The sequence below is a fragment of the Pseudoalteromonas sp. HM-SA03 genome, assembly GCF_002289345.1.
Classification (GTDB): domain Bacteria; phylum Pseudomonadota; class Gammaproteobacteria; order Enterobacterales; family Alteromonadaceae; genus Pseudoalteromonas.
In genome coordinates, this window is the sequence record NZ_NSDG01000099.1 from 45468 (window position 1) to 67731 (window position 22264).

Sequence of the window (22264 nt, forward strand, 5' to 3'; positions counted from 1 at the left end):
CTACAATATTGCGCAATTTGTACTTAGTAAGTGCTTGTTGTCTGCTAAAAGCTATTTCGGTATTACGGTGCACAATGAAGTGACCGGATTAAAGACAAGAGTATTGAACCGTATGTTTGTTTTTTGACACAAGAAAAAGGATCCTGTGTTCATGCCGTTAAATACAATTATTCTTGCTGCGGGTAAAGGCACTCGTATGCGCTCTAAGTTGCCAAAAGTACTTCACCCTATTGCTGGAAAGCCGATGGTTCAGCATGTTATCGACAATGCAGTCTCATTGGGCGCACACTCTACCAATTTAGTTTTCGGTCATGGTGCGCAGCAGCTACAAGCTGCGTTATCACATAATGAAGTGAACTGGGTTCATCAAGCAGAGCAGTTAGGTACAGGTCACGCGGTAGCGGTTGCGAAAGAGCACATTGGTGACGATGATAAAGTTTTAATCCTCTATGGTGATGTGCCACTCACAAAGCTGAGCACGCTGCAGCGTTTGTTGGATGTGACGCCAGATGACGGCCTTGCAGTACTCACTGTTGATTTAGCAAACCCGACAGGTTACGGCCGTATGCTGCGCGAAAATGGCAAATTGGTTGGTATTGTCGAACAAAAAGATGCCTCTGCGGAGCAACTTGCTATTACCGAGATCAATACAGGCATTATGGCTGCTAATGGTAAGCTTTTGAAAAAGTGGTTGGGGCAGCTATCAAACGAGAATGCACAGGGCGAATATTATCTCACTGACATCGTTGCAATGGCACACGATGAGGGAATAGAAATTACCTCAGCACAACCAGACGATAAGATGGAAGTTGAAGGTGCGAATAACCGTGTACAACTTGCTGCCTTAGAGCGTGCTTATCAGGCTTGGCAAGCAGAAGCCCTGATGATTAACGGTGCAAGTCTAGCTGACCCTGCTCGTATTGATGTGCGTGGACAGGTAACCACAGGTCAAGACGTTTTAATCGACGTAAATGTGGTGTTTGAAGGTAATGTAGAGATCGGTGACGATGTCGTCATTGGTCCAAACTGCGTACTTAAAAATTGTAAAATTGGTAATGGTGTTGTGATTAAAGCCAATACTCTTATTGAGGATGCGTCAGTCGCTGATAAATGTACTTTAGGCCCTTTTGCTCGTTTGCGCCCTGGTGCGATCATGGAAGAAGACTCTCATATTGGTAACTTTGTCGAGATGAAGAAATCTCGTTTGGGGAAAGGTTCAAAAGCTAATCACTTGACCTACCTTGGAGATGCTGAAATTGGGGAAAAAGTGAATATTGGCGCTGGGACCATTACGTGTAACTACGATGGTGTGAATAAATCAAAAACCATTATTGGCGATAACGCTTTTATTGGCTCAAATTCATCGCTGGTTGCACCGGTGGAAATTGGTAGTACAGCAACGATTGGCGCAGGCTCAGTGATTACCTCAAGTGTTAAGGATGAACAATTAGCGGTAGCGCGCGGAAAGCAGCGAAATCTAGATGGCTGGCAGCGTCCAATTAAAAAGTAATAAGTTTATTTTATATTTATTATCATAGAGATAGTATAACACTTCTCAGAATGAAATAAGGTAAATCATACTTGCCTTATTTCATTCCTTTCTGTTACCACCCGTGGTACATTGTATTTTCAATAAAAAAATATTAACAATAATATTACTCGAAAAGTGCTATGGAAAATTTATTTCGCCGTGAGGTGTTAGAGCATAAACAGCACCGCTTAGAGGGGACAATTAGCTTAATCCAACCGCCCGTATTTAAGACGCTGGGATTACTCATATTAACGGTTGTGATTTTAAGTATCGTGTTTCTATCAAGTGGTAGCTATACCAGAAAGGAAAGAGTGTCTGGCGTTATTGAACCCAGTGGTGGACTGCTGCGCGTTGCCGCAATGCAACAGGGGGTGGTGTCTGAAGTGTTGGTCAAAGAGGGTGAACAAGTTGCTGTTGGGCAACCCTTGCTGCGAATCGCATCTGCAAAACATAGCACGGAAGCCACTGAATTAAATCAAGCCTTACTTAACCAGTACCGGTTTCAACAAAAAAATCTATTACAACAAATAGAGCAATTGCGAGGTCAATATCAACTTGATATTGAGGAATTGCAGCAACAAGAAAGCACTGTAAGAGAAAAGTTACATGAACTTGAGAGCCAAGCAACTACGTTCCAAGAACGGTTACTACTTAATCAAGACTTAGTATCGCAAATTGCAACGCTAAAAGGCACTGGATACATCTCTGAGCTGGAGTTACAGCGTCAGAAAGACACTTTGCTTTCGCTAAAGCAGCAATCGTCCTCTATCCGCTCGGAGCGCATTGCGCTGGAATCGCAACTTAAAAATGTCAAAAACCAATTGGCTAAATTGCCCATTGAACACCAAAACCGAATTTCTCAGCTGCAATCACAACAAGCTGACCTGCTTATCCAAATCTCATCCATCGAGCAGGAGCGACTTGGTGAAGTTCGTGCGACTCAGTCCGGTGTGGTGACAGGATTACTGGCAAAGCTAGGTAAAAATATTTCCATGGGTCAACACTTGCTTACCCTTATCCCCGAGCATAGTGATATGCAAGCAATAGTTTATATCCCAACTTCTGCCTTTGGTTTTATTAAAGAAGGGCAAGAGACGAAACTGCGTTATCACGCTTTTCCCTATGAAAAGTTTGGCATTTACAAAGGAAAAATTGTGGAACTCAGTAACAGTGTGATTTTACCTGAGGAAACCAATATGCCAGGTATTATCCAAGAGCCAGCGTACCGCGTGGTGGTTGCGTTGGATGAGCAAGTGGTGAAAGCATACGGTAAAGATACTGCATTGCGAGCAGGTATGACACTGGATGCCGATATTGTGGTAGAAGATCGCTCATTATTGCGTTGGTTGTTCGACCCAGTATTTAGCATCAAAGGCCAATTATAAGAAGTAAAAGGGTTGATATGGAAATGGAACACGAAGGCGCAGCCAATAAATTAGAGTTTTGGTCGCGGAAATCTTTACCTGTGATCATTCAATCAGAAGCGGCTGAGTGCGGTCTTGCAAGCCTTGCTATGGTTGCGGGATATCATGGTTACCATACTGACTTAACACGCCTAAGACAGCGTTTTAGCATTTCAATCGAAGGTTGTACGCTGCTCGACATCATGCACTTTGCCGAGAAGCTGCACTTAACCTCAAGACCGCTGCGAATTGAACTTGAGGATTTAGATGCGCTGCAAACACCGGCAATTTTACATTGGGACATGAACCATTTTGTGGTGCTTAAAAAGGCCAACGAAAAGCGCATCGTGATCCACGACCCAGCAGGTGGCGAAAAAACCTTTACGATGGAAGAAGCTTCTAAGCACTTTACTGGAGTGGTGCTTGAGTTAACGCCAACCAAAGAGTTTGAGAAGAAAGAGCAAAAGGCCAGTTTGAAGTTCTCCGATTTTTGGAGTCGTATTACTGGCTTAAAACGTTCATTGCTGCTGATTTTTATGCTTTCCATTTTGCTACAGGTATTTACGCTTGCAGCACCTTATTATATTCAGCTGGTCATAGACGATGTCATACTCACTGGGGACACCTCATTATTAACCGTGCTTGCGGTTGGCTTCTTTTTAGTCCTATTGTTTGAAATTGCCACCAATGCGCTGCGAGGCTTCACCTTGCTACACTTTGGTAATCAGATGAATATTCAATTGGGAGCGAACCTATTTCACCATTTAGTGCGCTTACCTATCGCCTATTTTGAGAAGCGCCATATGGGGGATGTCGTTTCTCGCTTTGGCTCTCTTCAGCAAGTAAAGCAACTTCTTACAACTGGCGTCATTGAAGCGATTATTGATGGCTTAATGGCGATTATTACCTTAGCGATGATTTTCTTTTACAGCCCCATGTTATCAGCGGTTGTGTTAGTGGCTGTGATCACTTACGCGATTATCAGAATGGTCATGTATAAGCCATTTCGTAATATCAGTGAGCAAGAAATCATGGCGCGCGCGGAAGAAAATTCCAACTTTATGGAAACGGTACGCGGGATCCAAACAATTAAATTATTTGGCTCAGAGGTCAAGCGAGAAGGGCAGTGGCAAAATCGCTACGCTAGTGCAATTAACCACAATATCCGCTTGGGCAATTTTAAAATTGGTTACGACGCGATTAACCGGGCGCTATTTGGTATCGAGAATATCATTGTGGTTTATTTGGCGGCACACTTAGTGATTGCTGGTGGATTTAGTACCGGTATGCTGTTTGCTTTTATGTCTTACAAACGTCAGTTTATGGATAAGACCGCAAATCTTATAGAAAAGCTCATTGAGTTTAAAATGTTAGGCCTCCACTTTGACCGTATCGCTGATATTGCTTTAACGGACAAAGAAGAGTTGCAACCAGATCAATATCGCAAACTGAATATCGAAGGTAAAATTGAAGTAAAAAATCTGTCGTTCGCATATTCAGACGCAACACCAAATGTTATTGAAAAACTAAACTTAACAATCAATGCGGGTGAGTCAGTAGCAATCACCGGGCCTTCTGGTTGCGGTAAGTCGACATTACTTAAGTTAATGCTGGGGCTAAATAAACCATCCAGCGGTGAAATCTTGGTGGATGGCATATCTCTTAGCCAAATTGGCGCTAGACAATACCGCCAGCAGATTGCTGCGGTGATGCAAGACGATGAGTTATTATCAGGTACGGTGGNGCCTTTTTTGATTCTCCGATTAATATGGAGAAAGTGGTGCACTGTGCCCAGCTTGCAGCCATTCATGACGATATCAGCGAAATGCCTATGGGCTATGACAGCCTGATTGGGGACATGGGTTCGAGCTTATCTGGGGGCCAGAAGCAGCGGATCATCTTGGCGCGTGCGCTGTATAAAGATCCTAAGATTCTGTTTATGGATGAAGCGACTAGCCACCTCGATACGGGGCTGGAAGAGGATATCAATGAAGCCGTATCACGGTTGAAAATTACCCGTGTGATCATTGCACACCGTAAAGAAACCATCGCCTCGGCAGATCGGGAAATTAAGCTCAAAAAGCCAGAAAAGATGGACGCGGAAATGGAAACGTCTGAGTCTGAATAGGCGGTGGGAGCAGGCCGGTAACAAGCTTGCTCCCGCTTAGTGTGCTTCAACCGTTTATCACGCTAATTCACCGTTTATCTTCACATTCATCTTTTTGTCGTTTGCTCTCCAATTGGTAGTAGCAAATCGTATGCTACTCATATCTGGAGGGCATAATGCAAAAACGAATCAACCACTATTTATTATCAGTCATTCTCACCTTGTTAAGTTACTCATTGAATGCAGCCGTTGAGTTTGATACAACTTGGCGCATGAACATACAAGAGCTTAGTGCCAGTAACAGCCGAATCTTTGATGAAAAAAACGCGACGTTCTGGTTTACTGCTCTCGATGTTAGTACTGAGTTTAATGGGATGAGAGTTGCGGCCACTGCAAACTGGATGGCAATGGCTGGAATGTCTGAACTCGATATAGACGTTTCTGAGGCTTACTACGATTTCACGTTAGGTGATTGGTTTGCGTCTGTCGGCAAGAAAAAATTGGATTGGGATGTTGGTTATGGCTTTCGACCTCTCGATATGTTTTCTCCTACCGATTCTCTTGCGGTCTATACCGCAGTGCCGCCTGGCACTTGGATGGCGGTGGGAGATTATTTCACCGAAACCGGTAGTGTCAGCCTAGTGTGTAATGAAACTACCCCTGATTATTTGGAAAAAGGATTGAAAGTGGCCGCAAGCTTTGGCTGTGGTGGTCGCTATTATCGATACTTTGAGAATTTTGAGGCTCAGACCGTTGCGCACTATGACGAGAAATTAGGCGCGAGAGTTGGCGGTAGTGCTGTTACTGTTATCGGTGATAGCATGGAAATCCATGGTTCATTACTTTGGCAACAAAGGCATAGGGTGCCAGTTTTTGACCTGCGTACACTGCAATCAGACAGCTTTCTTCCTTCGGTTCAAACACAGTGGCAGCGTGGTAGTCTTCAAGCCTTAATGGGGATCAATTACAGTTTGCGTTTTGGGGTGACGCTAATTGCTGAGTATTGGTACGATGGTCGCGCACCGAGTAATACGCAGTGGCGCAACTTGATTGCGGCTGCAGATGATAACATAGAAAGCCATCAATTACGGGTAATGCGCGGACACTTTGCAACCCAAAATTTGTTCAGGAATAATCTGATGCTGCACCTGAGAACAACATTACCGACAGCTTGGCAGCCTACGCTGACTTGGGTTGTAAACCCTAATGATAACAGTATGTTGATTGATGGGAAGCTATGCTACAGTGGCTTTAAACATAACCCACTGTGTGGTGGTATTCGGCAGTATGCCGGTGGTAATGAAGCTATCTATGAGCAGCTTAGCTTTGGCAGGACATGGTACTTTTCTACGGAACTAAAATTTTAGTATGAGTCAAACTGAGGGCGCACCGATTAGTGGTGATAATTGGAAAAAAAATGTTCGATTGGCATTGATATGTACATTCATCGGGTTTGCGATTTACGCCATAGGGTGGGCTAAATATCCGATAATTTCGGTGCTCATATCGCTCGGGATTGGTTTTACCATTCGATTATCACGAATTTGGCTGGCGACAAATTACCCTAATATGAAGTTGGCTACACAATATTCTGCCGCATTGGCTTTATCATTTTTAGTTTGGGGTGTAACACCTATTCTATTAAATGTAATAAAGAATTCAGGTGGTTATGTTGATGACTTACAGCAGTACTTAGGGGTGTTTGTTGTTGGTGGTTTCTTCATGATTGTGGTTAGTTTTATTTACTACCGCAGTGAGCAAACCGCACAATTAAGACGCGCTCTTTATCAGTTCGAGCTAGACCAAGTACAAAAAGATAAGCTATTACTAGAAACCCAGCTAAGGCTACTTCAATCTCAGATTGAGCCGCATTTTCTCTTTAACACGCTAGCAAATATCCAAGCATTAATTACGGTTGACGCGAAACAAGCGAGTAAAATGCTGTCAGCATTAACTGCTTTGTTGAGGCATAGCCTCGACCGGACACATACACAGTGGCTGACACTTGGTCATGAACTCAGATTTAATCAGGCTTACTTGGACATACAAAAAATTAGACTAGGCGAGCGTCTGCATATTGAGTACGATGTCATCGATAAAGTTACAGAGGATATTTTGTTTCCGCCAATGTTGCTGCAACCGATCATAGAAAATGCGGTAACACATGGTATTGAGCAGATTAAATCCGGTGGTATGCTGAAGCTAATAATACGGCGCACTGAGCAGAATGTGATTATTGTTGTGTCGAACGATTGTAATATCGGGGGCAGTAAACGAAAGGGCACGAATGTTGGCCTGAAAAACGTGCAACAGCGAATGGAACAGCTTTACGGGGATCAAGCTAAGCTGGTTTATGATGATAGCCAAGTGGGACAGGTTCGCGTAACTTTGGAGGTACCCATTAATGTCTCAACGGATAAAAGCGGTAATCGCTGACGATGAGCCTATTTTAAGAGCACATTTAAAAATGATGCTGGAAGCCGCCTGGCCAGATCTGGATATTGTTGGTCAAGCTGCGGATGGCGAAGAAGCATTAATGCTCGTTGAGGCTTTTTCACCTCAAGTTGTGTTTTTGGACATTAGTATGCCTGGCATAGATGGGTTAGAAGTATCGCGGCAACTGTGTGAACACGCACAGCCGCCTTATGTTGTTTTTATAACGGCTTATGATGCGCATGCAGTGGTGGCTTTTGAGAACCAAGCGATTGATTATCTATTAAAGCCCATCGAAGAATCTCGTTTAGAGCGAACTGTCGAACGTCTGCAAAAGCTAGTACTCCAACAATCTCCCGACTTAAACCAAAAAGCTCAACTCAGTGAGATGTTTGAAGAATTGATCGGAACCACTCAGGCAGCCGCAACAAGCAGCCACCTGAAATGGATCAAGGCTAGCAAAAATAATGAGCTTCACGTCGTTAACACCTCAGATATTGAGTATTTCATTGCTGATAATAAATACACTGAAGTGCATACTGCGACAGATACTTATTTGATAAAAACAGCAGTTACAGCACTGGAAAGTGAGTTAGATCCAGAAGTGTTTTGGCGTATCCATCGTAATTGCATCGTCAAAGTTGAAAGAATTCAACGTGTTACTAAAGATGAGCTTGGTCATGTTTACATAGACTTAAAAGATAGCAGTGATAGATTGGCGGTAAGTCGAAAATATCAATCGCTTTTTAAGCAGATGTAATATCCTTTCAGATGCTAAAAGTGTGCTCTTTAGCATCTCATATCTATATATATTCCGCGAATTGAATCATGGATAACGGCGGACCCGATCTTAGATTATTTCAACTTTTAAACTGCACTTCACTTTATCTTTAATATTTACCATTTATCCCATCTAAGCGCAGGTTATCACCTCATTTACTGCTATCAGTTTTCTTTTCTTATGATGTTCATATCAACAGAAAAACACAGGGTAATAGTGATGACAAACCAATTAATCATAGCAAGTGCAATAACAGCAATGGGCTTCTTAAGCTTAAACGTCGAAGCCTCAAATGCTATTCCTGAGCAGGTAATCGAAGCCTACCAAGCGGGGCTACAAGGCTCGCAAGAACAAAATCAATTCGCTTTTAATGCACTAAAAGAAATTAACGAAAAAGCACCAAATCCAGTTGTTCTGGCGATGCTCGGTAGCACAGAGACAACACAAGCTCGTTATACCAACAAGCCATGGCAGAAAATGCAATATGCTGAAAAGGGGATGGCGAAATTGTCCAAAGCAATCAAGCAGGCTAAGTCTTTACCTTATTCATTGCAGGCACGAGTCAGTGTAACTGCTGGTTGTACTTTTGCTCAGGTTCCAAAAATGATGAATCGCGCAGAGCATGGAAGTTACTTACTGAACAAAGTAATCAATGAAAGTGAGCAGTTTAAACAGTTAGAGCCTGCTTTACAGGTTAGTGCGTACCGTTGTGCAGCAGCTGCAGCTGAGAAGTTGGATGATGCTGAGCAAGCAAAATCGATGGTGGAGTTGGCACAAAAGCTCCTGTTAGCTAGCACCAAATAACAACGAGGACGCTTCTATGCTTCGTTTTGAAAACATTCGAAAATCTTACACAACAGGTGACGTAACTGTCGATGCACTTAAGGGAGTTTCTGCGCATATTCATGCTGGCGAAACCGTTTCTCTGTGCGGGCCATCGGGTAGTGGAAAATCAACACTACTCAATATCTGTGGATTACTTGATGAGCAGTATCAAGGAGAGATTTGGATTAATGATCGGCCGATCCCAAAACAGAAAAGCGCATTGACCCAAATTCGAAGAGAAAAACTGGGGTTCATATTTCAACGCTACAACTTAATTCCTGTGATGTCGGTGTTTGAGAACATCGAATATCCACTGTTGATGGTAAATCTAAATAAGCAGCAAAGAATGGATAGGGTGGTTGAAATTATCCATAAAGTTGGTTTGCAAGATCATATATCTAAACGTCCTGACCAGCTTTCTGGTGGTCAACAACAACGTGTCGCGATAGCTCGAGCATTAGTAAAGAAACCTGAATTAGTTATCGCAGATGAGCCCACAGCAAATTTGGATACAGCCACAGCGGCCACGGTGATGAGCTTAATGCGTGATCTAGGTAATGACATGGGCACAACGTTTATTGTTGCTACTCATGATCACCGGATGACGGAGCGCTGCCATCGAGTATTAAATCTTGCTGATGGGCACATCACAGAACAGTTACAACAAGTAGATAACAGGAGAGCAGGATAATGCGTTGGGTTGTATTTGCATTTTTTAACGTACTGAGAAACGGACGACGTTCACTGTTCACAATTTTGGTTGCCGCAGTAGCGGTGGCCGCTATTCTAACGACTAGTGGATTTGCACTGTTTACCTACCAATCTTTAGCTGAGAAAGCAGCAAGAGATGAAGGTAACTTCATAATTACCCATAAAAAACAACTAGAGCAAGAAGAAGATATGCCGTTGCAGTACGGTTTGGCAGATACTGAACTGCTGCAAAATCAATTATTAGAAGATGAAAGGGTAAAGAGTGTTTTACCTCGAATCAACTTTAATGGACTCGTTTCAAATGGTGAAAAAAGCTCTATTTTTATTGGGTTAGGAGTTGAGCCAGAAGAGTTTATGGTGAAAGGGCCGTTCTTAACCATGCTATCTGGTCAGGCATTATCGAGTTTTAGTGACTCTGAAGTCGAGTCACAAATTGTGCTAGGTAAAGACTTAGCTCGGAGTTTAAAAGTGGCTGTTGGTGATTATGTGACGCTAATGTCGACGACCACAGATGGTGCATTAAATGCCTTAGACTTTCAAGTTCGAGGGATTTATACAACAGGTGTGCCGGACTTAGATAAGCGCCAGCTATACATTAAACTGAGTGACGCCCAATCTTTACTCTACACCGATAAGGTTAGCTCGCTTTCTGTTTACTTATTTGACTTGGATAATACTCAAAGCGCGGTTGCGCAATACGAGCCAAGAGTTCCAGCTTTGGCCGTTGTCCCTTGGTGGGAAAGTGCATTTTACTATCAATCAGTTAAAGATTTATATAACCGCATCTTTGGCCTATTGGGTGGAATTATGGTGTTACTGGTGTTCTTTTCTATCTCAAACACAATGGCGATGACGGTGACTGAGCGCACTAGGGAAATCGGGACGGTAGCAGCAATGGGATCTTACCAAGGGGAAATCATCCGGAACTTCATTCTTGAGTCCAGCATCATCGGTTTTTTAGGCGCAACAATTGGCATTGCTATCTCGGCTCTTGTTGCTTGGGGTCTCGTTTATTTGGGGTTAGAAATGCCACCACCTCCAGGCAGTAACCAAGGGTATCCACTTACTATTACGTTTTCATGGGAAATTGCGTTGAGTGTAATGTTAACAATGATTTTAGTTTGTGTATTAGCGGCATTCAAAGCGGCATACAAAGGTAGCGCGAAGCCAATCACGGAGGCTCTAAGCCATGTTTAATAAACTGACCAAAACTTTACTAACTTTAGCAATGTTAGCGGTTGCCTCATCTAGTGTTTATGCTGCACAGCTTATCAAAATAGATGCACAAACCGTGTTATCAAAAGTCGATGCATATAGAAATGAGCCAGCTTCGGTGAAGGTATCAGCCACCGTAAAAGCTTTTGATGACGACATTCTTAAGCATACAAAACAATATGATGTGTATTCATCGTCATCAAAACGTGCGTTGGTGGTTTTTAAATCAGACTCTGAAAAGGGCCAAAAGGTACTGATGAAAGGAAGCAACTACTGGATGTTTATGCCCAAAAGTCGCCGTCCAATTCGAATCACCCCGATGCAAAAGCTGCTTGGTGAAGCATCATTAGGTGATATCGCAACTTTGAGTTGGAGTGAAGAGTATCAAGTTAAAAGCGTTGCGCAAGTTGAAGATGTTATTAAGCTTGAGCTGCAAGCGAATTCAACCAAGCTAAGTTATCAACATATCCTACTGGAAATTGGTCAAAAAGATTATTTCCCCAAAAAAGCAGAACTTTATTTGCGCTCAGGTAAACATGCTAAAACAGCATTTTTTGAACGTGGGATCCGCGATGACAAAGTCAAAGTGGTAGCAATGACTTTACAAGACAAAGTGCAGAAAGGACAAAAAACTATTATTGCTTATGACGCAGTGCAACAGATTGAAGTGCCGGATAAATTATTTAATCCACAGATACTGATCCGTAGCGATTTAGACCTGCTACTTACTGATTAGGAGTTGGGGTGGAATTGTCATTAAAGAAAAACCAAATTGATATACGGAGACCTCCTGAAAAGCAAGTAAAGATTGTGTCGAGCGCTTTTCTTCGTTGTACGCAATCAGAAAACAGCTTTAAGGACGAGGTATAAAGCCGAAAAAGAGTAGAGAATTCTCTACTCTTTTTAGTCAGATTATGGGATCTGGCAGGTGTGTTCACGGCAAGAGTGGTTACGGCCTGTCCAACAATCGCCATAGCGATCTGTGAATAAAGAGCCTGCTGGAGAATTAGCCTGAACATCACCGCCAGCAATTTGAGGTGTCATATTCGCTGGAATAGATTTGCTGTCATTTGAGAGTGCTTTTATGCACTTTTTGTTTAGTGTCAATTTCATTCGTTTTTCCTTACTTATTTTGGTTAATAGTAGTTCCTTATTTCAATCCTTTTGCTACACGCTTGAACGGGTGTGTACAAAAGTTAAGCTAGTTTTAGTTTGAATAAATGTCAACACTTTGTTTTTTGATGGTGGTCTGTGTATCAAAGTTTGAGTTTGACTAAACAAAAGGTTAACTTACCTATGGTGAGTACAAATATTATAATCAAAAGTTAAACAAGGATAAGTATGCTAAAGGTGTTAGATTTAGAAAAAAAAGAACAGATCTTGTCTATAGTGGAAAAGCTAGCCAAGCAGGTTGAGTCCAATCTTGAAGCCGTTAACAGTAACGGCTTGCTTAGTGGTTTAGCTGGGCACTTATTGTTTTTATTTCGGGCTGCAAACTTTAATAATGCTTGGGTCGATGAGGTAAAGTTTCATCTGGCGCTAGATAAGCTCCAAAATGAATTGGCAGAGCAAACCCCTGAATTGAGTTCAGGGCTAGCTGGACAAGCTTGGGTGCTCGAGTATTTTAACCAGTATAACGACGAAGAGTATGACCCTGAGCTGCTGGAGGAGATAGATAACTTCTTTGACACGGCACTCGACTTTTCTCCTTGGACTGGAGAAATTGAAATGGTGTTAGGCCTTGCCGGATATTCTCCCTATATCTCACGTCGTGCAAAAAAAACACAACAAAGTACTTTATTTGATCGTCTTGTTACGGGATATGAGTCGGTTGCGGTAGAACTAGATGATCAACAGGTTGCTTGGTCTCAGCCGAAGCAATCGGTGTATAGATTTGACAAAGAAAATCTCGAACAACATGAGTTTAACCTTGGGCTTGCTCATGGTGTACCTGGGATTATCGCGGCACTTATTCCTGCGCTTCAGGATGAAAAAGTGAAGCTACGGGCGCAAAAATTGATTGTTGCGGGCTGTGATTGGTTGCTTGAACAACAAAGTCATGCTGATGATAAGAAAGCTTGCTTTGGCTCATGTGCAGGAGATGAACACCACTCTCGGTTAGGTTGGTGCTATGGTGACTTAACGATTGCGTTGACGTTTGCAAGAGCTGGGCATGCGCTAGACAAACCTAGCTATGTTGAACGAGCATTAGAAATCGCGTTGTTTAACGTCGATAGAGACGCAAAGCAAGGTCATATTAACGATGCCGGGCTTTGTCATGGCTTTTTTGGGCTGGTAACTATTTATCAACTACTCAACCAAGTTATGCCTCATCCTAAGTTACAGCAAGCCGCCTTAACCTGGCTAGATTATGGCTTAAATCAGTACCAAGAACGTGGACTAGAAGCCCTGTATTCATATAACGGTTTGGAAAAGGTGCACCAGGAAGATTTTAGCTTTTTAATGGGTTTTGCAGGTGTTGGTTTAGCGCTTATCTGTGTGCTGGATGACAACCTTGATTGGACCGATTGTCTGTTAATGAGTTAAGGAGTAACTATGCCAGTTAAAATAACAACAGACTCCTTTTTTGTTCTACGAACACCAAAACTTCCGATTGAAACCTTGTTCAATCAGCAAGATAGTAATGCGATGTTAAGTACCTGGCTTGCCACACCTGGAGTGATAGAAGCTTTGTACGTTGCAAGCCCATCTCTGCTAGAGCGTTTGGAGCAGTGGCGTGAAAAACCGAACTCCAAGCAGGGGAAAAAAGTTGCATTGGCGCTATTGCGATACCTTATTCGAATGTCTTCGCGACCTACACCTTTTGGTCTTTTTTCGGGGATCCATACGGGTAAAATTGGCTCAGAAACTCGACTTGTGAGTGATAACGCAGAGCATGATTCCCGCAAAACTCGCTTAGATATGTTTCTATTGTCAGCTGTTCGCTCTCATTTAGCCGAAACGGAAGCAAAATCGGATAGTTTGTCCTATTTACCTAATCCATCTCATTACTTTATAGCAGATCAGTGCCGTTACATTGAAACTTACCTCTCTGATGACACCATGCAATATCGCCTGAGTGCGGTTGATAGTGATGAGTACTTCATCACTATGCTGGAACTGGCTAAACAAAAGCTAAGTTTTTCTCAGCTCATTGAGCAATTTTGTCTGCGCTATAGTGAAGCAGAATATGCAGAAGTTAGTGCATACCTTGAAGAACTCATCAGTGAAGGTGTATTAATTCCCGATATTCCATTACCACTTACAGGTGAAAGCCCCGACATTGCGTTGATAAAAGCGTTGAAAAACGTTGCGCCTGTAGAAGTTTACGCCAAGTTGGAGCAAGCGATCCATGACCTTGCGGTGATGGATAGCGCGGGTGAGGCGAAGCCTGAGCAATACCAAGCCATTTTTAAATACCTCTCTGAGCTACCGGTTAAAGTTCAAGAAAACAAACTTTTCCAATCAGATACTTACCGCGCTTTTTTACATTGTGAAATGTCACAGCAAGAAGTTGCAAGAGTGAATAAGCAACTGCAATTGATTGCGAGCTTAAATCACAGCGCTAAGCATAACCCACTTGAAAACTTTATTAATAAGTTCAACACGCGGTTTGAAGGTCAATTTGTACCTTTGGATATGGTGTTGGATGATGAGTCGGGTATTAGTGTCTCCACTGAAACTGGCTATGATGCCCCGCTAGTAGGTGGTTTACAGTTGGGTCGAGCGAGTAGCGGACAATCTAGCTCTCCTGAGTATACCGAACTGGATCACATTATTGAGCAGGCTGTGACACTGCCAAGTAATTTAGGCAAAAGCTGTGTGGTTCTGACCAATAGCGAATTGAAGCAAAAAGTGAAGGGTAAAGTAGAGCTTAACTTGCCACGTTCAATGGCTGTGATGTTGAGTTTGTTTGAGGACGAAAAGTCGAACCCAATGTTCAAGTTCAATGGCTGCTATGGACCGTCGGCAGCCAATCTTTTGGGTCGCTTCTGTCACCTTGATGAGACATTAAAAGAATCGGTTATTCATCATTTAGAGCAAGAACATAGTCACAGTGAAGAGGTTATCTTCGCAGAAATTGTACATATGCCCGAGGGAAGACCAGGTAACGTGATTGCGAGGCCACATTTACGACAATACGAAATCGTTTTTATGGCGGACAGTTCACTAGATCCTGAATACCAGATCCCGCTAAGTGATCTGTATGTTTGGGTTGAAAGCCAGCAGGTTAAACTCTGGAGTAAGCGACTAAATAAACGCATTATTCCGCGTTTGTCGAGTGCACATAACTTTTCTGCTCGAAGCTTGAGCGCTTATAAATTCCTTTGTATGCTGCAGCATCAAGAAAGTGAAACGCCCAAGTTTTCACTGCCTTCGAGCCTAAGAAACGCAACTTATGTGCCGCGCATCATGCTAGATAACCTGATTTTGCATGAGAAAACATGGCGTATTGAACGCAAAGAACTAGAAGCGTTATTGGTTAATCAACACATCGACGCAAATAAGCTTCAGCAGCTCAAAGATAAGTATTTGTTAGATGATTGGGTAAGTTTTGCCGCAGGAGATAATGTTTTAACTTTGAACTTAAGCCAAAGTGCGATGGTAGAAGTGTTGCTGATGGAAACCAAAAGCCGCAATACGGTTGAGCTCAGCGAAGTATTGGCATCTCAACTGACACCGCGTGTAACGGATGCACAAGGTCGCCACTACACTAATGAAATCATTGTTCCTTTACTTAATGAGAATGCGACTCCTCATACGCACTTTGCAGAAAAGCCACTAGAAAATATTACCGCCACACCAATCTCTCGGCGCTTCAGTGCAGGCTCCGAGTGGCTTAGTTTAAAAATATATTCAGGTAATACCATTGTTGAGCAGCTACTTTATGAGCAGTTATTGCCGCTTATTGAGGAAAATAGTGCATTATTCGATAAGTGGTTCTTTATTCGTTATAGCGATCCGGATTGGCATTTACGCTTACGCTTCCAAGGCGAGCCTGCGGTACTTTGTGGTGAGTTATTGCCAAAACTCAATCAGCTATTGTCGCCTATGATAGAGAGCTCTCAGCTGCATAAAGTTGAATTAATGACCTATGAGCGAGAGGTCGAGCGCTACGGCGGTCCGCAATCGATGACTTTGATCGAAAGCTTGTTCATGTTTGACAGTGAGCTTATTGCGAAAAGTTGTCAGCTCGTTGAAGAGTTCGGAGAAGATGTCCGTTGGCGCGTCGCTTTGGCTTGTACTAACCGGCTGTTGACGTTATTTAATTATGATGCGGAACAAAAGCTATCACTGATCTCTGCATTGCGCGCAGGGTTTGGTAAAGAACTCAATGAAAGTAGTGCGCTGAGAAAGCAGCTTGGTAATCGTTATCGCGATCATCAAACGCAACTTGATGATGACTTCGTGAAGCTTAATATTGCGAGCCTAGCGCAATGTGATGAGACGCAACAAGCGATGTTGGCGCTGTTAGAAGCGTGGCAGAAGCAGGCAGAGCCAGTGGTGAAGGAAATTTTGACATTAGAAAAGTCAGGTTCACTTAATTTGAGTATACAATCATTACTTGGCTCTCTTTTGCATATGCATAACAACCGTATGTTTAAAGCCTATGGTCGAGAGCAGGAATTTGTTATTCATGATATGTTGAGACGAAAGTACTTCTCTGAGTCTAAAGTCTCTTAGAGGATGAAAAGGTTGGCTTAGTTGCTAACCTTTTTCACCTGTAAGTATTTGGTAATACTTACAGGTGAAATGTTGAAGTGGCTTAACATGCGCTTCTACGTCAGTCCAGCCCGTTTATGAGCCCTCAATAATATGATGAGCCTCTATTACTTCAAAGTTCAATGATGTGGTGTAAGAATTTACTTAGTTTAGCGTCGGTCACGTTGTCTTTATGCACTCGAACCTGACTGAATGGGTCGCCTTTAATTGGCGTACCAAAGTCTAATGTTATCTGCAATGATAGGGAGGTACTCGGCAGTGCTTGTAATACTGTGCCATACCGCTCTTGTCTCGTTGATACGGTTCAGGATAGCGCTGCCAATTGCTTCTGGCGTACCTAAGTGTCGGTCGGATGCTAGCGCAGTATCATGATGCTTTTGTTTTAGCATCTCGACTGACGATATTTAGCTGATTTTGGTCAATATAATAGTTGAGATATTTGACTAAGTTATCAGTACTTGGGGAAAAATACTGGTTAAAACTGGAAAAGTTAGGCCAGTAACCATCAGTTAAAATGGAGTTCCAGTGGTGTCGTAAGTTGAACTTAGGGTTTGTCGAACCGATAAATACTTTATTAATTGAAATTAGTTTCCAGTGAATTGGGAATATTTCAAAAAACACCCTGCGTGTTGACCAGACTCCAACATGAGGTAGGGTAAGTCACTTTGTTCTAGTTAGTAAGCGGCTTTGACCCCTGCTGGGCCTGCGCCAATAATAAGATAATCAAGCATGTTCTGTTGGTGCTGCAACAACTACTCTAGACAGGGTAACGTTCCCCATTTTCCTTATTGCAGTTATGGTGCTAATTTATTGTATGATTATTGTTTTAAAGTGTGTGTTTGCAATGTTTTTTTACCAATGAGGGAACGGCTGGTTCACCTTAAGTACGCAACCTACGCATGAAGATTTATACTGAGTGAGACACAACCAACGGAAATAAAAATGATGAAAAAATTCGGGCTCGCTATATTGGTGGTATTCAGTACGCTATCTTGGGCTAATGAAAAATTAAATGAAGAACTTTCGGTGTTTACACCCTATCTAGGTACTTGGCAGTCGGACTTTGATGTGCCTTCAGGTAAGCCAAAGATGCAGGATGTAAGTCGCTGGGAACGGGCTTTAAATGGCACGGCCATTCGTACCTTACATTCAATCAACGATGGCGTTTACGGTGGAGAGTCATTAATTTTCTGGGATAAAAGTAAAAACAGCCTAGTGTTTTACTATTTTACGACTGCTGGATTTTATACCCAAGGAACGATGGAAGTCCTGAGCCAGACTGAGTTTGTGGCATACGAAGAGGTTATTAATAACAAAGATGGTATTACAAAGGTGAAGTCAACCAGTAAGTTTGAGAGTGGTCAATTTACGGTGTCGACGCAATACTTGAAAAATGGCGAGTGGACTGAACCTGAGTCGCGCATTTATACGAAAAGCGACAAACAAGTTAAATTTAAGTAAACCTTAAAGTGCCTCCAAGGAGGCACTGAACAGTATTATTTACTCTTGATTAGTAAATATCAGGGCAAGTATGGCGACCGCATGTATTGGCGACACAATGCGTTAGCCTGTCTTGGCTGAAACGAAGCGCGCCGCCTGCAACTTGTGGAGTCATTACTGCTGGAACAGTTTGCTTATCAGCTGATAGAGCTTTGATTTTCTTCTTGTTTAACGATAATTTCATTTCAGTATTCCTTCTAAATTATAGGCTCTGATTGAGCTCATTATATTGTAGTTATGTCATCTGATTTATTCTTTAATGAACAAAAAAGTAACACATCAACCAAGCTAAAACATATTTATTACTTTTTCAACATTTTGCTATTAATTACATTTTCTCAATGTTTATTTTGCGCCTGATTATGGTGATAGAGATGCTAAGCACTAAGTAACCTGAGCTTCGAATAATTAATGCCTTTCTAGCAGCCAGTTTTAGTGCTAACTGCGTTGAATTCACTTCCAATAGCCAGCTATTGGTGCGTAAATTCGCCTTGTTATCCCTAAAACTGTCTGGCTAGATAAGGGTATAATTTAATGTAGTATTAAAAACAATGAGTTAGCTAATTCCTTATCCAACCTCAGGTTAAGTAGGGCTTAGCATGACATGTCGATCTTATTCGTTATTTTCTACACTCAAAGCTCGTCCTTTGCGACCGGAGCTTGGGTGCACCGCTCTAAGCGCCTGTACTTGATTAAGTGAGGCATTGAAGGGCACCCAGTTGCCGTTTTCAAGCTGTGCTTCGATAACAAAACCCGGAATGGCGGTAAAAGCGTCGAGCTTTGCTCCAGATAGCTGTTTTGCGGCGACGACGGGAATGCGAAATTCAATTCCGGCTTGTGCTAATTTAGGTAGTTCTTGGTAGCCCAAAATAGCCACGAATCGTTGCCAATCAGCTTCCCGCTGCGTTTGTAACTTTGCAGTAAAATATCCACTAGATTGGCTGTATATACGCCCGGCTTGGTACGGTAATTCCCACTCTGCATGGTGCCATGCACGCTCTGCAAGGGCCAATAATCGTGGATAAAGCATATATTCGGCTTGTGCATCACTGCGCAGCATTTCACTCCATAAGTGCCCTTGGAGCCCAGCAAACTTAACCCCTTTGTTTAGTGATGAGTCGCTGTCGTTGGCTACGTAGGCGTGGTTATTGGTATTTTTCCAGATCTCTGCGTGCGCAGGAAGGTTGTCTGGCATAAACTCAAACATCTTTTTGCTTTCGATAGCACGACTTGCCCAGTGATTACCACGCTCTTCTGGGTGAGATTGATATGGAAAGTCAAAGTAGGTCACATCAGGGCTAGACAAGACAACCTGCCAGCCCTGATTGGCGAAGCGATGCGCGACCGCGTGCCCGTTTTCGCTTAATGTCGCCCAAGCATTGCTCTGTACGTTTGCTGGCATATTCGCAGCACGTACATCACCTAAACCGTCGCTCCACCCTGCAACCTGTATTCCTTTTTTATCTAGTAACTTTGCGATCCGTTCAATGAAGTAACCGTTAAAGTTGGTAAAATCTTTCACGCTTGCCTGCAATTTTTTACAAGCCGGCGACTCTAGCCAAGCACCTGCGGTTTCATCTGCACCTATATGGTAAGTGTTGAGTGGTACATCTGCACGGTCATGCAGCACTTTTACTTCGCTTAATACTTTGTCGATAAAGGTGTAAGTGTTTGCAATACAGACATTTAGCGTGTTGTCGTTGTAATGTTGAATGGAGCTGTAACGCGTCTTGTCAGCAGCTTCTACTAATCGATATTGCTGCGCATCCTCTGATTTGCCTTGTGCCATCAGCTTTTTATATCGCGCCTCCATAGCGATGATAGCAGCGCGTGAGTGACCAGGCATATCTAATGAGGGTAACACCTCGATATGATGCGCCTTGGCATAGCGCAGGATCTCAATATAATCCTCTGCAGAGTAAAAGCCATTCACTTGCGCGTTTTTATTATTCCCAGCGCCTAATTGCGGCAATAGGCAGCGAGTTTCGGTCAAATCAAAACAGCGATAAGCGCCGACAGACGTGAGTTCATCAAGACCGTCGATGGCTAAGCGCCAGCCTTCATCATCCGCTAAATGAAGGTGCAGTTTATTTAGCTTATACGCCGCCATCTGTTCAATGGTTTGCAAAATAAAGGCTTTGGAGCGGAAGTTGCGGGCAACATCGACGTGTAAACCACGAAAGTCGTACCTTGGTGTATCAATAATATCCACCATGGGAATACTCAAATCATTAATATCCAACAGTCCTGCAAGGCTTTGTAGCGCATAAAATGCAGCGGCGCTGTTATTGGCTTGGATTGAGATATTATTTTCGGCGACCGTCAGTTGATAATGTGGACTTGATTGCTTATTTGACTTTACAGCGACATTAACTACAAGTCCGTCCTTGGTGTTTTTTACCCCAAGGGTATTGAGTCGCTGTTGTGCCATGGCGATAGCATCAGCTGAAACGCCCGAAAGTTGCAGATTAATTCCAGCTGCTAGATTGAGTCGTTTATCGGACAGCACAGTCAGTTGTTTAGGTTTTGGTATCAGCCCAGTTGCAGCATCAAGCGTAGGCTTCACTTGATGTTGATATAAGTATTCGCTGCCCATCCATGGCGTGTCATCTTTACTGCTGGTTTGCAGCTGGTTGAGCGTATCAAATGGCGTCAAATAAGGTTGTAGCTCAAGTCCTGTGTCTTTATCGCGCTGAGTTTGCGTGCTTTTGATCACTTGTGGGGTGAGCTTAAGCTGCGCGTCCGTTACAACATAATTTGGCATAAACTCCGAGCGCGTAACCTGAGAATCCTTGGTATAAAAGCGCACTGTAGTGGGGGTACTTGAAAACCCACTAAACCCTGCTGCTGGCGTGATTTTGTGAATATCACCATTGATATGGGTGATGGCAAAGTTATCGCCCTCAACATGGAAAATCGGCATTAGCTGGCTAAAAAAGATAGCAAAGTCACTATTTGCCTTAGTATTTTCAGTGGTTACGCTAAAGCTCAGCTCTGAGTAATAACACTTTTGTTGTGCTTTGGGGCAGGTGCTTGGCTTGCTATCAAGCAAGGTGTACTTCACATCAAGATTTTGGCTTAACCAGTTTACTGTTGTTTGGTCGAGCGCATAAAGGGGTGACGACATCCCAAAAAGTAGGGCCATAAGCCGATTAAACTTCATTGGCTAGTTCCTTGTTATCATGGTTAATTTTATTGTGTTGAAACAATCCGTATGCCCCTAAAAGTGGCGCGTGATTTAAGGTGCTTGGAATGACACGAACGGATTGATATAAAGCATTGCCAAGCAGCTGCTGCATCTTGGCTTCAAGTGCAGCGTGAAAATAGTCATATGAATGCGTCACGGAGCCGCCAAGTACAATGACATCTGGATTCAGCACCATGACTACTTGCGCGAGTGCATGACCAACGTGACTGCCAAAAGTCTCAAATTGTTGTAGTGCAAATGGGTCGCCACTGCGTGCTTGTTCGGCCAACCACCTCCCTTCAATTCCTTGTCGCCCAAAGAACTGTCCTGACGCATAATCTTCAATAATTCCATCAAGATAGCTTAAGTTGCCTAGCTCTCCTGCAGCACTATGGTTACCCGTATATAAATTACCGTTAAATACAAAACCGGCACCAATGCCTGTGCCGAGGCATACGCCAATGAGGTTGTTGGCATGGTAGCCACCATATAAGTATTCACCAAATGCAAAGCAGTTTGCGTCATTATGGACAACAACGGGCAAAGAAAAGTGCTGTTCTAACAATTGCTTCAGAGGCACATTTTGCCAATGAGGAATATTTTGTGTTGTCAGCACGGTGCCGCTGCACACATCCAGTGTGCTTGGTACGCCAATCGCAATACCGGTTGTTTCGGCTGTTAGGTTTTCTTCGATTAAACGGATAACAAAGGCATTAACTTGGTCCAAGTTAGCCTGACTAGGCACCGCATATTGGCGTACCTGCTCGACCTGAGTGTGGGCAACCGAAGCCACAAGCGCTTTGGTGCCTCCCAAGTCAATACATAACAAAGAGTGATTCATCGTAAT

At 43.0% G+C, this 22264-nt stretch carries 17 protein-coding genes and 1 pseudogene; 13 read left to right on the forward strand and 5 right to left on the reverse strand.

Annotated features, from left to right (window positions below; translation table 11 throughout):
* Positions 1–151 precede the first annotated feature (151 nt).
* From glmU to CKO50_RS18995, 10 genes and pseudogenes are all read left to right on the forward strand, one after another.
* Complete coding sequence (gene glmU, locus CKO50_RS18950; RefSeq protein ID WP_095729415.1) at positions 152–1510, forward strand: bifunctional UDP-N-acetylglucosamine diphosphorylase/glucosamine-1-phosphate N-acetyltransferase GlmU; 1359 nt, start codon at positions 152–154, stop codon at positions 1508–1510.
* A gap of 161 nt (positions 1511–1671) precedes the next feature.
* Complete coding sequence (locus tag CKO50_RS18955) at positions 1672–2916, forward strand: HlyD family secretion protein (protein ID WP_095729416.1); 1245 nt, start codon at positions 1672–1674, stop codon at positions 2914–2916.
* A 17-nt stretch (positions 2917–2933) separates the two neighbouring features.
* Positions 2934–5062, forward strand: a pseudogene (locus tag CKO50_RS18960) (peptidase domain-containing ABC transporter).
* 155 nt (positions 5063–5217) lie between these two features.
* Positions 5218–6408, forward strand: coding sequence for a hypothetical protein (locus CKO50_RS18965; protein WP_095729417.1), 1191 nt, complete (start codon positions 5218–5220; stop codon positions 6406–6408).
* Position 6409: 1 nt separating this feature from the next.
* On the forward strand, positions 6410–7477 hold the full coding sequence (locus tag CKO50_RS18970) for a sensor histidine kinase (RefSeq protein WP_095729418.1): 1068 nt from the start codon (positions 6410–6412) through the stop codon (positions 7475–7477).
* Positions 7446–8234: a LytTR family DNA-binding domain-containing protein gene (locus tag CKO50_RS18975; RefSeq protein ID WP_095729419.1), complete on the forward strand. Its 789-nt coding sequence runs from the start codon at positions 7446–7448 to the stop codon at positions 8232–8234. The genes CKO50_RS18970 and CKO50_RS18975 overlap by 32 nt, the downstream gene beginning before the upstream one ends.
* Positions 8235–8474: 240 nt before the next feature.
* On the forward strand, positions 8475–9059 hold the full coding sequence (locus tag CKO50_RS18980) for a hypothetical protein (RefSeq protein WP_095729420.1): 585 nt from the start codon (positions 8475–8477) through the stop codon (positions 9057–9059).
* Positions 9060–9075: 16 nt separating this feature from the next.
* On the forward strand, positions 9076–9771 hold the full coding sequence (locus CKO50_RS18985; RefSeq protein WP_095729421.1) for an ABC transporter ATP-binding protein: 696 nt from the start codon (positions 9076–9078) through the stop codon (positions 9769–9771).
* Complete coding sequence (locus CKO50_RS18990; protein ID WP_095729422.1) at positions 9771–10988, forward strand: FtsX-like permease family protein; 1218 nt, start codon at positions 9771–9773, stop codon at positions 10986–10988. Before CKO50_RS18985 ends, CKO50_RS18990 begins: the two co-directional genes overlap by 1 nt.
* Complete coding sequence (locus CKO50_RS18995) at positions 10981–11742, forward strand: outer membrane lipoprotein-sorting protein (protein ID WP_095729423.1); 762 nt, start codon at positions 10981–10983, stop codon at positions 11740–11742. The genes CKO50_RS18990 and CKO50_RS18995 overlap by 8 nt, the downstream gene beginning before the upstream one ends.
* 176 nt (positions 11743–11918) lie before the next feature.
* Here the strand turns inward: CKO50_RS18995 and CKO50_RS19000 are convergent, their stop codons facing one another.
* Positions 11919–12119 (reverse strand): hypothetical protein, encoded by a 201-nt coding sequence (locus CKO50_RS19000; RefSeq protein ID WP_039493184.1) that lies wholly within the window; start codon positions 12117–12119, stop codon positions 11919–11921.
* Positions 12120–12347: 228 nt separating this feature from the next.
* On the opposite strand from CKO50_RS19000, the gene CKO50_RS19005 reads away from it, so the two are divergent.
* Positions 12348–13553, forward strand: coding sequence for a lanthionine synthetase C family protein (locus CKO50_RS19005; protein WP_095729424.1), 1206 nt, complete (start codon positions 12348–12350; stop codon positions 13551–13553).
* Positions 13554–13562: 9 nt separating this feature from the next.
* Positions 13563–16691 carry a lantibiotic dehydratase gene (locus CKO50_RS19010; RefSeq protein WP_095729425.1) on the forward strand — a complete coding sequence of 1043 codons (3129 nt, stop codon included), beginning with the start codon at positions 13563–13565 and terminating at the stop codon, positions 16689–16691.
* 242 nt (positions 16692–16933) lie between these two features.
* Here CKO50_RS19010 and CKO50_RS24890 read toward each other — a convergent pair whose 3' ends face one another.
* The gene (locus tag CKO50_RS24890; protein ID WP_255230472.1) at positions 16934–17119 is read right to left on the reverse strand and encodes a hypothetical protein; all 186 of its coding nucleotides are present in this window, start codon (positions 17117–17119) and stop codon (positions 16934–16936) included.
* 553 nt (positions 17120–17672) lie between these two features.
* Between CKO50_RS24890 and CKO50_RS19020 the strand changes: the two genes are divergently transcribed.
* Positions 17673–18191 carry a hypothetical protein gene (locus tag CKO50_RS19020; protein ID WP_095729426.1) on the forward strand — a complete coding sequence of 173 codons (519 nt, stop codon included), beginning with the start codon at positions 17673–17675 and terminating at the stop codon, positions 18189–18191.
* 49 nt (positions 18192–18240) lie between these two features.
* Here CKO50_RS19020 and CKO50_RS24105 read toward each other — a convergent pair whose 3' ends face one another.
* From CKO50_RS24105 to CKO50_RS19030, 3 genes are all read right to left on the reverse strand, one after another.
* The gene (locus CKO50_RS24105) at positions 18241–18414 is read right to left on the reverse strand and encodes a hypothetical protein (RefSeq protein ID WP_017218574.1); all 174 of its coding nucleotides are present in this window, start codon (positions 18412–18414) and stop codon (positions 18241–18243) included.
* 429 nt (positions 18415–18843) lie between these two features.
* Entirely contained in the window at positions 18844–21393 is a 2550-nt protein-coding gene (locus CKO50_RS19025; protein ID WP_095729427.1) for a family 20 glycosylhydrolase, read from the reverse strand.
* Positions 21383–22258: an ROK family protein gene (locus CKO50_RS19030; RefSeq protein ID WP_095729428.1), complete on the reverse strand. Its 876-nt coding sequence runs from the start codon at positions 22256–22258 to the stop codon at positions 21383–21385. The genes CKO50_RS19025 and CKO50_RS19030 overlap by 11 nt, the downstream gene beginning before the upstream one ends.
* Positions 22259–22264 lie beyond the last annotated feature (6 nt).